15 protein-coding genes are annotated in these 13,862 nt (G+C 65.2%); 9 read left to right on the top strand and 6 right to left on the bottom strand.

Annotated features, from left to right (window positions below; translation table 11 throughout):
• Positions 1 to 2: 2 nt before the first annotated feature.
• Genes FG13_RS09860 through FG13_RS09850 form a run of 3 tightly spaced genes read right to left on the bottom strand, consistent with a single transcriptional unit; the run spans position 3 to position 2,077 of the window.
• The gene (locus FG13_RS09860) at positions 3 to 683 is read right to left on the bottom strand and encodes a hypothetical protein (RefSeq protein ID WP_035820463.1); all 681 of its coding nucleotides are present in this window, start codon (positions 681 to 683) and stop codon (positions 3 to 5) included.
• A 5-nt stretch (positions 684 to 688) separates the two neighbouring features.
• Positions 689 to 1,489 (bottom strand): MipA/OmpV family protein, encoded by an 801-nt coding sequence (locus tag FG13_RS09855; protein ID WP_051958857.1) that lies wholly within the window; start codon positions 1,487 to 1,489, stop codon positions 689 to 691.
• 9 nt (positions 1,490 to 1,498) lie between these two features.
• On the bottom strand, positions 1,499 to 2,077 hold the full coding sequence (locus FG13_RS09850; RefSeq protein ID WP_035820461.1) for a porin family protein: 579 nt from the start codon (positions 2,075 to 2,077) through the stop codon (positions 1,499 to 1,501).
• A gap of 202 nt (positions 2,078 to 2,279) precedes the next feature.
• Between FG13_RS09850 and FG13_RS09845 the strand changes: the two genes are divergently transcribed.
• Both FG13_RS09845 and FG13_RS09840 read left to right on the top strand, forming a co-directional pair.
• Positions 2,280 to 2,957, top strand: a complete 678-nt coding sequence (locus FG13_RS09845) for a response regulator transcription factor (RefSeq protein WP_035820458.1) — start codon at positions 2,280 to 2,282, stop codon at positions 2,955 to 2,957.
• Complete coding sequence (locus FG13_RS09840; RefSeq protein WP_035820457.1) at positions 2,954 to 4,255, top strand: ATP-binding protein; 1,302 nt, start codon at positions 2,954 to 2,956, stop codon at positions 4,253 to 4,255. The genes FG13_RS09845 and FG13_RS09840 overlap by 4 nt, the downstream gene beginning before the upstream one ends.
• Here FG13_RS09840 and FG13_RS09835 read toward each other — a convergent pair.
• Complete coding sequence (locus tag FG13_RS09835) at positions 4,233 to 5,129, bottom strand: EamA family transporter (RefSeq protein WP_035820455.1); 897 nt, start codon at positions 5,127 to 5,129, stop codon at positions 4,233 to 4,235. The two genes, FG13_RS09840 and FG13_RS09835, sit on opposite strands and share 23 nt — an antisense overlap.
• A 77-nt stretch (positions 5,130 to 5,206) precedes the next feature.
• On the opposite strand from FG13_RS09835, the gene FG13_RS09830 reads away from it, so the two are divergent.
• Positions 5,207 to 5,695, top strand: a complete 489-nt coding sequence (locus tag FG13_RS09830) for an Lrp/AsnC family transcriptional regulator (RefSeq protein ID WP_035827813.1) — start codon at positions 5,207 to 5,209, stop codon at positions 5,693 to 5,695.
• Between the two features lie 55 nt (positions 5,696 to 5,750).
• The gene (locus FG13_RS09825; RefSeq protein WP_200880265.1) at positions 5,751 to 6,428 is read left to right on the top strand and encodes a GNAT family N-acetyltransferase; all 678 of its coding nucleotides are present in this window, start codon (positions 5,751 to 5,753) and stop codon (positions 6,426 to 6,428) included.
• Here FG13_RS09825 and FG13_RS09820 read toward each other — a convergent pair.
• Positions 6,425 to 6,955 (bottom strand): hypothetical protein, encoded by a 531-nt coding sequence (locus FG13_RS09820; protein WP_152598730.1) that lies wholly within the window; start codon positions 6,953 to 6,955, stop codon positions 6,425 to 6,427. The two genes, FG13_RS09825 and FG13_RS09820, sit on opposite strands and share 4 nt — an antisense overlap.
• Before the next feature lie 104 nt (positions 6,956 to 7,059).
• Between FG13_RS09820 and FG13_RS09815 the strand changes: the two genes are divergently transcribed.
• Positions 7,060 to 7,443: a glutaredoxin gene (locus FG13_RS09815; RefSeq protein ID WP_035820452.1), complete on the top strand. Its 384-nt coding sequence runs from the start codon at positions 7,060 to 7,062 to the stop codon at positions 7,441 to 7,443.
• Positions 7,444 to 7,462: 19 nt separating this feature from the next.
• Here the strand turns inward: FG13_RS09815 and FG13_RS09810 are convergent, their stop codons facing one another.
• A complete protein-coding gene (locus tag FG13_RS09810; RefSeq protein WP_034749909.1) occupies positions 7,463 to 7,699 on the bottom strand; it encodes a DUF3820 family protein in 237 nt (78 codons plus the stop codon).
• Positions 7,700 to 7,843: 144 nt separating this feature from the next.
• On the opposite strand from FG13_RS09810, the gene FG13_RS09805 reads away from it, so the two are divergent.
• The 4 genes from FG13_RS09805 to sppA all read left to right on the top strand — a co-directional run bounded on the left by FG13_RS09805 (position 7,844) and on the right by sppA (position 13,857).
• On the top strand, positions 7,844 to 9,055 hold the full coding sequence (locus FG13_RS09805) for an MFS transporter (RefSeq protein WP_035820450.1): 1,212 nt from the start codon (positions 7,844 to 7,846) through the stop codon (positions 9,053 to 9,055).
• 86 nt (positions 9,056 to 9,141) lie between these two features.
• The gene (locus FG13_RS09800; RefSeq protein WP_035820449.1) at positions 9,142 to 10,359 is read left to right on the top strand and encodes a YeeE/YedE family protein; all 1,218 of its coding nucleotides are present in this window, start codon (positions 9,142 to 9,144) and stop codon (positions 10,357 to 10,359) included.
• A 69-nt stretch (positions 10,360 to 10,428) separates the two neighbouring features.
• Positions 10,429 to 11,907: a sodium:solute symporter gene (locus FG13_RS09795; RefSeq protein WP_035820446.1), complete on the top strand. Its 1,479-nt coding sequence runs from the start codon at positions 10,429 to 10,431 to the stop codon at positions 11,905 to 11,907.
• Between the two features lie 75 nt (positions 11,908 to 11,982).
• Positions 11,983 to 13,857, top strand: coding sequence for a signal peptide peptidase SppA (sppA, locus tag FG13_RS09790; RefSeq protein WP_035820443.1), 1,875 nt, complete (start codon positions 11,983 to 11,985; stop codon positions 13,855 to 13,857).
• Positions 13,858 to 13,862: the final 5 nt, after the last annotated feature.

The following is a 13,862-nucleotide window of genomic DNA, read 5'->3' as shown; positions in this document are numbered from 1 at the left end:
GCTTATTCCAGCAGCGCGGCAATGGCCAGTGGTGTGGCGCTGGTGAGGACTTGCCCCGCGTCCGGATGCGCGCTGAAACGGTAGGCGAAGACGCGGAAACCGGCCACGGCGTCGCCGGGAAACGCGGGGCCTTCCTGCGCCGCCAGCGGGACCGGCGCGCCATCGCCGCCCTGGTAGCGCACTTGCGCCGCTTCCATCCTCGCATACGAAAACTGCACGCCGGCGCAGCGCTTGCCGTTCGCTCCGCCCGTCGAGCGCAGGTAGGCGAGCAGCTGTTCGCAGGCGGCGCGCAAGTCGGCCGCCGCATACACGCCATCGGGCCGCGTGACGATGGAGACCCAGGCGATTGACGTGATCTGGCCCGGCTTGCGGTTCCAGGCCAGCTCCGCGTTGTCGTCATACGCGGCCCGGGAAAACGGGAAGACGGCCCGGCCCAGCGCATCGAGCGGCAGCGCCAGCTGCGCGCCCTTGCCGTGCAAGGTCAGGCGCAAGCCATCGGTGGACACGCCGGCGTCGCGCGGGCGCAGGCGCAGATGGTTTTGCAGGAATTGCTTGGGCTTGCCGTATTTTTCGAACCAGATCATGTGGCGGTAGGCGTCGCGGTAGGCGATCCAGTCGCCCGCTTCCTGCGCGCAGGCGAACGCGGGCAGCAGTGCCAGGGCGAGAAGCAGGGATCTGAGCATGGAGCTTAAAACCGGTAACCGAGGCCGCTCGACCAGGTGATGACGTTACGGCGTTCGATGAAGGGACTGTGGGCCGGTCCGTTGCCCAGCCGCGTGCCCGTCACGGCGCTGTTGAGCAGCCACTTGCTGCTCAGGGCCCAGTTCCAGTTGACGCCCATGTCGACGGACGCGACACCGCCGGTCGGGCGGTAGTCGCGCGCGCCGCCGGCTGCCGCGCTGACGGCGTACAGCTCGTCCATCACGGCGCCGCTGGCCAGGGACACGCCGGCCGACAAGGTCACAGTGTGATGGGCCGCCAGCGAGGGCAGGGTCTTTTGCAGGCCGAGCTGGCCGCGCCAGCCGTGCGCGCTCGTGTCGTGCATCAGGTTAGCCGTGACGCGCGCCTGGTCGTCCAGGTAATAGCCGTAGAAGCCGCCCACGTCGGGCGAGCCCTTGATCCGCCGCGTGCCGCGCAGGCGCCGGCTGTCTTCCGGAGCGCGCGCATTGCTGGCGGCCAGCAACGGGCCGTATTCCACGCCCGGCGTGGCCGACAGGTGCATGCCCGCCACGCCGCTGGCCGAAACGAACAGGCCGTTGCTCCACTGGACCTGCAGCAGCGGGCGCAGGACGGCGCCGCGCGATGCGCCATCGTCCGCCGCCGAGCTGCCCGTGAGCGCCGCTCCCACGTACATATCCCTGCTCCCATCGGGCATCATCAGCGCGCTGGTGCCGGTGCTCGCTTCCTCGGCCAGCGCCGGGCCGCAGGCGGCCAGCAGCAACAGCAGGGGAGAAAAACAGGGAAAAAAACGGGGAGCGAACTTGTTCATGCCATCCTTTTAAAAGCCGAAGCGCACGCCGAGCGCCAGGCGGTTCATCGTGCTATTGAGTCCTTCGTATCTGACTTTCGGGGCGTGCTCCCATTCGAGCTGCAGCGCCACGTCCTTGCCGATCTGGTAGGCGGCTCCCACGCTCAGGTACAAGCCGGTCTTGCTGGCCGACTCGCCCGGCGGCGCGTTCTTGCCTGCGATGGAGAATTCGGCATGGCTGCGCGCCACGCCAGCCTTGCCGAACAGCGACCAGTCGTCGTTCAGCCGCCACGTGCCGCGCGCCGCCATGTAGGCGGCACTATTGCGTACCTTGAGCTGGTAGCCGGGATCGAGGTCGAAGCTGGTCGCGCCGCCGCTGGCGCGATAGCCGCCTTCCAGCGCCCAGGCCGGCGTCAGTTCGTAGCCGGCAAAGACGCCGAAGGGCACCGCCTTGCTGCTGGGGCCGCGCCGCGCCGTCGCGCCGCCCTCGGCACGCTCGATCTTGCCATCGCTGGAAGGGCTGACGTTGGCGCCCAAGTACAGGCCTTCGGCATGGACCGTCGACGTGGCGGCGATGGCAAACAGGGTGCTGTAGACAATTTTTTTCATGTTCGGATTCCGGTTGAGGTAAGAGCTATCCATGTTAGGCAAACCTCGTGCCGGAATCCGCCCAGGTTTGTCCTTGAATTGTCCTTAATTTGTAGGCCGCATTTGTATAGAAAGTGTACAAATGTGTACCTGATTGTCGAATATGCCACTTGTGCGCCGCGCTCCACTACAATACGCGACAAAATGGCGGCGCGGAGGGGCGATGCAACGTGTAATGCTGGTGGAGGACGATGCGCGGCTTGCCGCGCTGGTCAAGGAATACCTCGATGAATACGACTATGCGGTCGACGTGGTGATGCGCGGCGACCAGGCCGTGGCGCGCTTTCGCGACCTGCAGCCCGACCTGGTCATACTCGACTTGACCTTGCCCGGCGTCGATGGCCTGGTGGTGTGCCGCCAGCTGCGCCAGCTCAGCGCCGTGCCCATCCTGATACTCACCGCGCGCGAAGACACCTTCGACGAAGTATCGGGCCTGGAGCAGGGCGCCGACGACTACGTGAGCAAGCCGGTGCAGCCCCGCGTGCTGCTGGCCCGCCTGCGCGCGCTGCAGCGGCGCGGCAGCGCGGCGGGCGGCAGCGACATCGTCATCGGCCAGTTGCGCGTGTCGCGCGAAAACCGCGCCGTGCACTGGCGCGGGCAGGAAATCGCCATGAACAGCGCTGAATTCAAGTTGTTCGCAATCCTGGCCGACGCCGCTGGCAAGGTCATGTCGCGCAACGAGATCCTCGTGCGCATGCGCGGCATCGAGTTCGATGGCCTCGATCGCAGCATCGACAACTGCATCTCGCGCTTGCGCCGCAAGTTCGATGACGGCGGCGCGGAACGCATCAAGACGGTATGGGGCGAAGGCTATCTGCTCACGCCCTCCGCCTGGGAATGACCCGTCTTTTCTGGCGTTTCGCGCTGCTGGTGGTGCTGGCCATCGCGCTGGCCAGCTGCGTCATTTACTTCACCTTCAGCCGCCTGTTCGGCGATCCGCTCGAACACATCGCGCGCGACCAGGCCGCCGGCCAGATATTCCTGCTGGAGCAGTACATCGACCAGGCGCCCGCCGATGACTGGCTGCCGCGCCTGAACAAGGTGCGCGAAGTATCGGACGTCGCGCTGGAATTGCAGCCCCTGTCCATCGTGCTGCCGGCGCTGCCGACCGAGGCGCGCGCGCAGCTGCTGCGGGGCGCCGTCGTGATGGACGTGGGCGGCAAGGCTTTCTATCGCCGCGTGGACGCCACGGGTGCACGCTATGCCGGCAGCGAGGACGATGTGCTCCACGCGCAAAACCTGCCCATCGACGTTGGCCAGGCGCTGCGCATGGAGGCGATCCGCTTTGCGGTCATCGCGCTGTGCCTGCTGCTGCCGCTGGGCTGGTGGACGCGCGCGCACGGGCGCAGCCTGGCCGCGCTGTCGCGCATGGCCGACGATTTCGGACAGGGCGACCTGGCGGCGCGGGCGCAGGTCAAGCCCGCGTCGAGCATCGCGCCGCTGGCTGGCCGCATCAACGAGATGGCCGAGCGCATCGGCTCGCTGCTGGAAGCGCGCCGGCATTTGCTGCTGTCGGTGTCGCACGAATTGCGCACGCCGATCGCGCGGCTGGAATTCGGCCTGGCGCTGCTGGACGAACGGCATGGGGGACTTGACCCTGCCCTGCGTCGACGCGTCGACGCCATGGGCGCCGATGTCGAGGAATTGAAAACGCTGGTCAACGAATTGCTGGGCCTGATGCAGCTCGATCACGCGCAAGCCTTGCCGCGCCAGCCGTTTGCCGTGGCGCCCTTGCTGCGCGATTGCATGGCGGCCGTCCTGCCGCGGCAAGTGGAAGCGGGCATCGCCGATGACCTGGGCGAATTGCGCGGCGATCCCCGCCTGCTGGCGCGCGCCATCGGCAACCTGCTTGGCAACGCGGCCAAATATGCCACCGCGCGCATCGCGCTGTCGGCCGTGCGCGAAGGCGATGCGCTGCGTATTGTGATCGAGGATGATGGCCCCGGCATTCCCGCCGGCCAGCGCGAACAGGTGTTTGCCCCGTTCTATCGGCTGGCCCGCGAACAGGACCATGCGACCGCCGGCCACGGCCTGGGACTGGCGATTGCCGCCAGGGCCGTCGCGCTGCACGGCGGCGCCATCGCCATCGACGACTCACCGCTGGGCGGCGCCCGCTTCACGATTTATATTCGGGTCTGAGCACCGGCGCAGCGCGTCTCTGGCGCTGCGCCATGTAGGAACTGCCCATCGACGCGGCCATGATCATGGCAATCGCCAGCCATTGCCCGGCACCCAGGCGCTCGTCGAGCAGGATGTATGCGAGCATGGCGGCCACGGCCGGTTCCATGCTGCTCATGATGCCGAACGCTTGCGGCGTCAGCCGCTTCAGGGCCACCATTTCCAGCGAGATCGGGATGGCGCTGGAAATGAGGGCCACGCCCAGGCCCACGCCCAGCACGACGGGCGAGAGCAGGGCGGCGCCGCTGTGCATCACGCCCACGGGCACGACCACCAGCGCGGCCATGGTCAGGCCCAGCGACACGGAATGGCCCGCATGCAAATGGCTGGCGCGCTTGCCGAAGACGATGTACGAGGCCCAGCAGACGGCCGCGCCCAGGGCGAACAGCACGCCGGTGGGGTCGAGGTTGCTGACGTCGTGGCCGAGCGGCAGCAGCAGCGCCAGTCCCGCCACGGCCAGGGCCACCCAGACGAAGTCGAGCGGGCGGCGCGAGGCCAGCAGGGCCACGGCCAGCGGGCCGGAAAATTCGATCGCCACGGCGATGCCGAACGGGATCGTGCGCAAGGCCATGTAGAAGCACAGGTTGGTCAAGCCCAGCGCGGCGCCGTACAGGGCCACCGTGCGCAGGTCGGCGCGGTTCAGCTGCCAGCGCCACGGGCGCCAGAACAGCAACAGCAGCAGGGCGGAAAAGCCCACGCGCACGGCCGTCGTGCCTTGGGCGCCGACCAGCGGAAACAGGCTGTGCTTGGCCCATGAGGTGCCCAGTCCCAGGCAGGTGACGGAGCCGAGGATGGCCACCAAGGGAATCAGCGAGGAATAGCGGCGTAATGGCATGGTGATAAAAGGCTTGATATCGGAATAGTGAAAGTTTATTGTGTCTGCTCCGAGTTTTGTACTGCAATTTGACCTTCATGACGCAACTTTCGCTCACGCCCTCCATTGCCCTCGACGCCTTCGACCTGGCGATCCTCGACATCCTGCAGCGCGATAACACAACTTCGCAGCGCGAAATCGCCCAGGCCGTGCATTTGTCGGCGCCGGCCGTGCAGCGGCGCATCCGCCGCCTGCGCGAGAGCGGCGTGATCCGCAACGAGGTGGCCGTACTCGACGCGAGCCGCCTGGGCCGCCCCCTGATCCTGACGGTGGAAGTGCATCTGCACGACGAACACCCGCAGCGCACGGCCGCCATGCGCGCGCGCATCATGGCCGAGCCTGCCATACAGCAGTGCTATGGGATCACGGGCGAGGCTGATTATTTGTTGATCATCACGGCCAGCAGCATGGCCGAATACGAGGCGCTGACGGAACGCTTGTTCGGCGGCGACGACAATATTCGCCGCTACCGCACCTCGGTGGCCTTGACTTGCCTCAAGATGGGCTTGCACGTGCCGCTGGGCTAGGGGAAGATTTTGCCCAGGCATAAGCGGGACAGGGACGAATGTGGGAGCATGAAAATTGGAAGAACAAGGAATGTCGAATCTGGCCGATCCCGGCCTGCTTGCCGCCTGGCTGGCGGCGCGTTCCATTGCGCGCGGCTTGGCGCTGCCCGTGCCCGATCACGGCGGGTGGCGTGTCGATACGGACTTGCCGGGCGAAATCCGGCGCCACGTTTTTGCGGGACCCTGCTCAGGCATCAGCGCGCTGGCAGCCGCTATCCACGGTCCGCATATCTTCATCAAAATGTGCGGCGACGGGGAGCAATTGCTGGGGCTGTTGCCGCCGCGATGGCAACTTTGCCCCGGCGGCTATTTCATGACCCATGAAGGCAGTCTGCAGGCGCCGGACCTGCCTGCCGGCTACCGCCTGGACGTGGCAACATCACAGGAAATCACGACGGCGCATATTCTGGCCGAAGATGGCGGTATTGCCGCCAGCGGCCATGCCGTCGAATATGCCGGTGTCTTTGTCTTTGACCGCATCGTCACCGAGGCCGGCCACCGGCGCCGGGGTCTGGGGCGGGCGCTGATGGCCGCGCTGGCGGCCAGGCAACGATCGGCCAGCGCGCGCCGGGTGCTGGTGGCAACGGACGATGGGGCGAAATTGTATGCGAGCCTGGGCTGGCATAGCGAATCACCCTATTCGACGGCAACGATCGTTCAAGCTGGCATACCGTGCTCCCTATCGGGCAGCTAGGGCTGCGCATCGCGTTCGCGGCAGCTCAATGACGCGTAATGGCCCTTGGGCAGCCGGGCCTTGATGGCAACCTCGCTCAGGGCATGTTGTACATCGACGGGGTCGGTCAGGGTGCAGCGCTGGGCGCTGGCGAACGCTTGCAGTTTTTGCGTGCTGCCGCGCACCTTCACCGTCACGCCGGCGCCGGGGCTGACGCAGCAGCCTATGTATTGCGTGATGTATTCTTCCTCGATGAGCACCAGTTCATGTCCCATGAAGCTGGCCGGTTTCTTCAGCAAATAATAGTCTGTGTAGTCGAAGCGCTGCTGGGGGCGCTGGCTGATCAAACCTTCGCGCATGTAGGCGGCGATGGCCTTGCCCGAGGTGCCCACTCTTGCTGTCGTGCCCTTTTTCAGCTGCAGCGCATGCGTCAAGCCGCTTTCCAGGCCGGCATCGGCGGCGTGGACGCTGGCGCAGCTGGCGGCTAGCAGAAGAGCGCAGAGCAGGCGGCGGGGGCGGCATGCAGGTATGAGAGTGATTTCTTGCATATATTCAAACGAAGGGGGGAGGGGCGCAGTGTAGCCCACGCCGGCCCGTGTGCGTGGCACAATGCGTGATCCGCACGCCACGTGCCACTCACCCCAGGACTTTCATGACCCGCGCCCTCCTTGACCAAGCCCAGATCCATCCCGCCGCCCGCCCCTTGATCGGCAGCAAGCACAAGGACATCGTGCGCGAGGTGCAGGCGGCCATCGCCGCGCACCAGGTGGTGGTCGTCGGCATGGCGCTCAATCCGTTTCCCCGCAAGGCGCGCAAGATCCTCGACGTGCTGGGCACGCCCTACCAGTACCTGCAATACGGCAGCTATCTGAACCAGTGGCACCGCCGCAATGCCCTGAAAATGTGGACCGGCTGGCCGACGTTCCCCATGGTCTTTGTCAACGGGGTGCTGATCGGTGGCGCCAGCGAGCTGCACAAGCTCGTGGAAAATGGCGAGTTCAGCGCCATGCTGGCCAAGAAGGTGCGCGAGTTTTAAGACACGCCTTCTATTCTCCTTACTCGCCCGGCCGCCACGGTGACTTGCGCGTGCGCAGCGGGTCGAGCAAGCTGCGCAAGTCGTTGTGATCGAGTTCGTACATCAGCGCGATTAAACTGCCCAGTTCGCCCGAGGGAAAGCCCTCGCGCGCGAACCAGCCCAGGTAGTGTCCCGGCAAGTCGGCCAGCAAGCGTCCCTGATATTTCCCATATGGCATTTCGCGCGTGACCAGCAGCGCCAGTTTTTCTGAATTCATGGTGGTGATCCCGTGTTGATGCGGTCAGTGTAGCAGACCATACAATTATTGATTTGCGCGCAAGTATCTTCTTCCTGTGGAGGTATTTTTCGAAACAAAGAAAACCCCGATACTGCATGCCAACATCATTTATCGGAGTTTGCCATGCCCATTGCCTTGCTCGCGCTGACCCTCAGCGCATTTGCCATCGGAACCACCGAGTTTGTCATCGTCGGGCTGTTGCCCACCATCGCCGCCGACCTGGGCGTCAACCTGCCCTCGGCCGGCCTGCTCGTCAGCCTGTATGCGCTGGGCGTCGCCGTCGGCGCACCCGTGCTGACTGCCCTGACGGGCAAGATTCCCCGCAAAACCCTGTTATTGTCGCTGATGGTCCTGTTCACCCTGGGGAACTTGCTGGCGTGGAAGTCGCCGGGTTATGAAACCCTCGTCGTTGCCCGCATCCTGACGGGGCTGGCGCATGGCGTGTTCTTTTCCATCGGCTCGACCATCGCCACCTCGCTGGTGCCGAAGGACAAGGCTGCCAGCGCGATTGCCATCATGTTTACGGGCTTGACCGTGGCCCTGGTGACGGGCGTGCCGCTGGGTACCTTCATCGGCCAGCATTTCGGCTGGCGCGAAACCTTCCTCGCCGTCTCCGCCCTGGGTCTGGTCGCCTTTGTCGGCAGCCTGCTGTACGTGCCGTCGACCATCAAGCACAGCAAGCCTGCATCCCTGCTGCAGCAAGTGCAGGTGCTGGGCCAGCCGCGCCTGTTGCTGGTGTACGCCATGACGGCTGTCGGCTATGGCGGCTCCTTCATCGCCTTTACGTATCTGGCACCGATCCTGCAGCAAGTGTCGGGTTTCAGCGCCGGCGCCGTGGGCGTGGTGATGCTGGTGTATGGCGTGTCCGTGGCGTTCGGCAATATCTGGGGCGGCAAGCTGGCCGACAAGAAAGGTCCTGTCAGCGCTCTGAAACTGATCTTCCTGCTGCTGGCGTTGGTTTTGCTGCTGCTGACCTTCACGGCGCCGCATCCCGTGCTCGTCGTCATCACCGTGCTGCTGTGGGGCGCCGTGGCCTTCGGTAACGTGGCTGGCTTGCAAGTGTATGTGGTGCAGCAAGCGGAACACTTCACGCCGCGCGCCGTCGATGTGGCTTCGGGCCTGAACATCGCCGCGTTTAATCTGGGCATCGCCGGCGGCGCCTGGGGTGGCGGTCTGATCGTGGAACACCTGGGCCTCGTGCATACGGGCTGGATCGGTGCACTCGTCGTGCTCGGGGCGTTCGGCTTGACGGCACTGAGCGGCAGGCTGGACCGGCGCTATCCCATCCCCGTGCGTGCCGGCGGCGAGAAGTCGATCCATGCAGTGGGGCACTAAGCCAGCTTGATCTGCCAGTAAGTTTCTGGCAGAAAACATCAAAACGGGCGAGAATGGCGTTTACTTTCTTCTTGCCCATACTTCCCATGTCCGATACAGCAACGTCACCGCTGCGCCTGCGCGCCGCCATCAATCCGAAACCGCTGGGCGTCGCGCTTGTGCTCATCGTGCTCGGCGCCTGGTATTTGGCGCAAACCGTCGGCGCCACGCTGTCCGCGCTGTACGTGGTGGGCGCCTTGCTCGGCATCACCCTGTATCACGCGGCCTTCGGTTTTACGTCCGCCTGGCGCGTGTTCATCGCCGACGGCTGCGGCGACGGCTTGCGCGCGCAAATGCTGATGCTGGCCGTCGGCGTGGCGCTGTTCTTCCCTGCGCTGTCGGCAGGTACCCTGTTCGGCACGCCCGTCGCGGGCCTGGTCTCTCCCGCCGGCACCTCCGTCATCTTTGGCGCCTTCATCTTCGGCATCGGCATGCAGCTGGGCGGCGGCTGCGCGTCCGGCACCCTGTACACGGTGGGCGGGGGCAGCACGCGCATGCTCATCACCCTGGCCGCCTTCATCGTCGGCTCCGTGATCGGCACGGCGCACATGCCGTTCTGGACGGCGCTGCCGCAGCTCCAGCCGATTTCCCTCGTCACGACCCTGGGCCTGGTGCCCGCGCTGGCGCTGAACTGGATCGTCTTCGCGTTGATCGCCGGCATCACGGTGCTGGTGGAAAAGCGCCGCCATGGCAAGCTCGTCGCCACGCCCCTGCGCCCGGCGCAAGCGTCGCCCTGGCTGCATGGTCCGTGGCCGCTGGTGGCAGGCGCCGTTGCCCTCGTCGTGCTCAACTTCGCCACCCTGGCGCTGTCGGGCAAGCCATGGGGCGTGACGTCCGCGTTTGCCCTTTGGGGCGCCAAGGCCGCGTCCGTGGTCGGCATCGATACGGCCAGCTGGGCCTACTGGTCGACCAAGGCCAACGCGGCCGCCCTGGCCGCGCCGTTGACGCAAGACAAGACGTCCGTGATGGACATCGGTATCGTGCTGGGCGCCATGCTGGCGGCGGCGCTGGCCGGCCGCTATGCGCCCGTGTGGCGCATCCCGCGCCGTTCGGTGATCGCCGCCATCGTCGGCGGCTTGCTCCTCGGCTACGGCGCGCGCCTGGCCTACGGCTGCAACATCGGCGCTTACTTCAGCGGCATCGTCTCGGGCAGCTTGCACGGCTGGCTGTGGCTGGTCTGCGCTTTCCTCGGCAACGTCATCGGCACGCGTTTGCGTCCGTGGTTCGGCCTGGAGGTGGAGAAAGTCAAACCGAGCGGCTGCTGATGCCGGCGTGAATAGGGGCTTTGCTGTATATTTCGGCCCCTGTTCCCCTTTGCCGCCAGCGCAACGCCCATGTCCCCCCTCATCCTGTTTGCCGTCGTCCTCGCGTATTTCCTGATCCTGCTGGGCGTGGCATGGCGCACCTCGCGCCATGCCACCAATGACAGTTTTTTCATCGGCAACAAGGACAGCAACTGGATGCTGGTGGCCTTCGGCATGGTGGGCACGACGCTCACCGGCGTGACTTTCATCAGCGTGCCCGGCGCCGTGGGCAGCAACGGTTTCGGTTATATCCAGCTGATGATCGGCTATGTACTCGGTTACCTGGCCATCACCTTCATCCTGCTGCCGCTGTATTACCGGCTGCAGCTGACCTCGATTTACCGTTATCTGGAATTGCGCCTGGGACGGCGTTCCTACCAGAGCGGGGCGGCGTTTTTCATCGTGTCGCGGCTGCTGGGCGCTACGGCGCGGCTGTATCTGGTGGTCAATATCCTGCAAGCCACCATACTCGACAGCCTGGGCGTGCCGTTCTGGCTGACCTCGTGCGTCGTGCTGCTGCTGATCCTGCTGTACACGTATGAGGGGGGCGTCAAGACCATCGTCTGGACCGATACCCTGCAAACGGCGTGCATGCTGGCCGGTCTCGTCATCTGCAGCGTGTTTTTGCTGCGCGACATGGATCTGTCCCTCGTCGACAGCCTCGAGCGCATGCGCGCGCAAGGCCTTACGCGCATCTTCACCGTCGACCCGGACAGCCCTGCCTATGTCTGGAAGCACATCGTGGCCGGCATGTTCATCACGATCGCCATGACGGGCATGGACCAGGAAATGATGCAAAAGAACATCTCCGTGCGGACCTTGCGCGACTCGCAAAAGAATATGCTCAGCCTGACCGTGGTGCTGACCGGCGTGCTGCTGCTGTTCCTCTTCCTCGGCGGCTTGCTGCACCTGTATGCGCCGCTGGCCGGCGTGACGGCCTCGGGCGACAAATTGTTCCCCGCCGTGGTGCTCGGGCATTTCCCGGCCGTGGTGCAGCTGATTTTCTTCATTGCCCTCATTTCCGCCCTGTTCCCCAGCGTGGATGGAGCGCTCACCGCCTTGACGTCCACCTTCTGCATCGACATCCTCGGCGTGCAGCGCAGGCAGGATTTGACTGCGGCGCAGCAGATGCGCTGGCGCCGCCGCGTGCATCTGGGGTTTGCCGCGCTGTTCCTGATCCTGATCATGGCCTTCAAATGGCTGGACGACCCCAGCATGATCGGCGTGATCCTCAAGCTGGCCAGCTATACCTATGGTCCGCTGCTGGGCTTGTTTGCCTTCGGCTTGCTGAGCCAGCGCGGCGTGCGCGACCGCTGGGTACCGCTGGTGGCCGTGGCCGGGCCATTGCTGTGCGCGCTGATCGAGCAGGAGCAGGTGCGGCTGTTCGAGCATTACCGCATCGGCCTGGAGTTGCTGATCCTGAATGGCGCCCTGGTGCTGGGCGGCCTGTTCCTCATTTCCACGCCGCCAGGGCAGGGCGGCCAAGGCGTGGAATACTTGTCAAAATAAGACGAATCCGAAGACGATCAGGGCCATTTTCAGCTATATTGATTTCCTTTAGGTATATAACCTCACGGAGCATCAATGTCACTCAACCCCTTCCCGCCGCTACGCCGCGGTTTTGGCGCATTCTGGCGCGCGCTGGACGCCACCCGCCGCGCGGTCATCAATCTGCTTTTCCTGCTGATCGTCATCGCCATCCTGATCGCCATTTTCGGCGGCGGCGCCAAGCCCCTGGCGGAAAAGACCACCCTGGTGCTGGACTTGCAAGGCCCGCTGGTCGAGGAAACCCCGGGCGGCGTGCGCGAGGCCGTGCTGGCCAACGTGAGCGGCGAAGTCAAGAAAAACGTGCAGCTGCGCGACGTGCTGGCGGTGCTCGACACGGCGGCCAAGGACAAGAACATCGGCTCCATGGTGATCCTGCTCGACGAATTGCAGGGCGGCGGCCTCGCTTCGCTGCGCGAAGTGGCGGCCGGCGTGGAACGCTTCCGCGCCACGGGCAAGAAAGTCACGGCCTGGGGTTCGAGCTATAACCAGCGCCAGTACCTGGTGGCGGCCAAGGCCGACGAGGTATTCCTGCACCCGATGGGCGGCGTCATGCTGGAAGGCTTTGGCCGCTACCGCAATTACTACCGCGACGCGCTCGATAAAGTGGGCGTGACGGTCAACCTGCTGAAAGTGGGCACGTATAAAAGCGCGGCCGAGCCTTTCATCGCCAACGGCCCGTCCGAAGCGGCGGCCGAAGCGGACCGCTACCTGAACAACGGCCTGTGGACCACCTACACGACCGACGTGGAAAAATCGCGCAAGCTGCCGGCCGGCGCCATCATGCAATCGATCGATGCGCTGCCCGCGCTGATGACGGCCGCCGGCGGCGACCTGGGCAAGCTGTCGCTGGACGCCAAACTGGTCGACGGCCTGAAAACGCGCGACGAACTGCGCCAGTTCATGATGGCGCGCGGCGCGAAGAACACGGAAGGCACGAATTTCCGCCAGGTGAACTACACCGATTACCTGGCGCGTTTGCGTCCCGTGCACATCGGCGACGCCGTCGGCGTGGTCATCGCCTCGGGCGAAATCGGCGATGGCATCGCGGCACCGGGTTCCATCGGCGGCCTGTCCACCTCGCGCCTGATCCGCCAGGCACGCGAAGACAAATCGATCAAGGCCATCGTGCTGCGCGTCGATTCGCCGGGCGGCAGCGCCTTCGGCTCGGAACTGATCCGCCGCGAACTGGAACTGACGCGCGCCGCCGGCAAACCGGTGGTCGTCTCGATGGGCAATGTCGCCGCTTCGGGCGGCTACTGGATCAGCACCTCGTCCGATGAAGTCATCGCCGACGCGGCCACCATCACCGGATCCATCGGCGTGTTCGCGATTTTGCCGACGGCCGACAAGGTGGTGGAAAAGCTGGGCATCCACACGGCCGGCTCGCCGACCACCTGGCTGGCCGACGCGGGCAACCCATTGCGTCCGCTCGACCCCCGCTTTGCGCAAGTGATCCAGGGCTCGATCAACCACGTGTATGGCGACTTCCTGAAGCTGGCCGCGAAGGCGCGCAAGACGACGCCGGAAAAGATCAATGAAGTGGCGCAGGGCCGCGTCTGGACGGGCTTGCAGGCGAAAGAGCGCAACCTGGTCGACCGCATCGGCAGCTATGGCGATGCGCTGGCCTCGGCCGCCAAGCGCGCCAACCTTGGCGCCGACTACCGCGTGACGTACCTGGAGCAGGAAACGTCGAATGTGGACCGCTTGATCGGCATGTTCGGCTCCAAGGCCATGGCCTCGCTGGGCCTGGGCGAACACGTGAAGCTGGGCCTGGCCACGACCGGCTTGCCGGCCGACGCGGCGCTGGGCATGGCGCAGGACCTCTCCTGGCTGTCGGGCATCACGCGCGAGCACAAACCGTTCATGGCCCTCACGCATTGCCTGTGCGAGGTGCCTTTGGGCAGCAAGTAATCGCA

This window comes from Janthinobacterium sp. RA13, from assembly GCF_000745325.1.
In the GTDB taxonomy this organism is placed as follows: Bacteria; Pseudomonadota; Gammaproteobacteria; order Burkholderiales; family Burkholderiaceae_D; genus Janthinobacterium; species Janthinobacterium rivuli.
The sequence above is the reverse complement of the archived record's forward strand: the minus strand, read 5'-3'. Positions and strand labels throughout refer to the sequence as shown.

Excerpts from the sequence above, each read along its gene's own strand:
- FG13_RS09860 (WP_035820463.1), bottom strand. The coding sequence starts at position 683 with ATGCTCAGATCCCTGCTTCTCGCCCTGGCACTGCTGCCCGCGTTCGCC.
- FG13_RS09855 (WP_051958857.1), bottom strand. The coding sequence starts at position 1,489 with ATGAACAAGTTCGCTCCCCGTTTTTTTCCCTGTTTTTCTCCCCTGCTG.
- FG13_RS09850 (WP_035820461.1), bottom strand. The coding sequence starts at position 2,077 with ATGAAAAAAATTGTCTACAGCACCCTGTTTGCCATCGCCGCCACGTCG.
- FG13_RS09845 (WP_035820458.1), top strand. The coding sequence starts at position 2,280 with ATGCAACGTGTAATGCTGGTGGAGGACGATGCGCGGCTTGCCGCGCTG.
- FG13_RS09840 (WP_035820457.1), top strand. The coding sequence starts at position 2,954 with ATGACCCGTCTTTTCTGGCGTTTCGCGCTGCTGGTGGTGCTGGCCATC.
- FG13_RS09835 (WP_035820455.1), bottom strand. The coding sequence starts at position 5,129 with ATGCCATTACGCCGCTATTCCTCGCTGATTCCCTTGGTGGCCATCCTC.
- FG13_RS09830 (WP_035827813.1), top strand. The coding sequence starts at position 5,207 with ATGACGCAACTTTCGCTCACGCCCTCCATTGCCCTCGACGCCTTCGAC.
- FG13_RS09820 (WP_152598730.1), bottom strand. The coding sequence starts at position 6,955 with ATGCAAGAAATCACTCTCATACCTGCATGCCGCCCCCGCCGCCTGCTC.
- FG13_RS09815 (WP_035820452.1), top strand. The coding sequence starts at position 7,060 with ATGACCCGCGCCCTCCTTGACCAAGCCCAGATCCATCCCGCCGCCCGC.
- FG13_RS09810 (WP_034749909.1), bottom strand. The coding sequence starts at position 7,699 with ATGAATTCAGAAAAACTGGCGCTGCTGGTCACGCGCGAAATGCCATAT.
- FG13_RS09805 (WP_035820450.1), top strand. The coding sequence starts at position 7,844 with ATGCCCATTGCCTTGCTCGCGCTGACCCTCAGCGCATTTGCCATCGGA.
- FG13_RS09800 (WP_035820449.1), top strand. The coding sequence starts at position 9,142 with ATGTCCGATACAGCAACGTCACCGCTGCGCCTGCGCGCCGCCATCAAT.
- FG13_RS09795 (WP_035820446.1), top strand. The coding sequence starts at position 10,429 with ATGTCCCCCCTCATCCTGTTTGCCGTCGTCCTCGCGTATTTCCTGATC.
- sppA (WP_035820443.1), top strand. The coding sequence starts at position 11,983 with ATGTCACTCAACCCCTTCCCGCCGCTACGCCGCGGTTTTGGCGCATTC.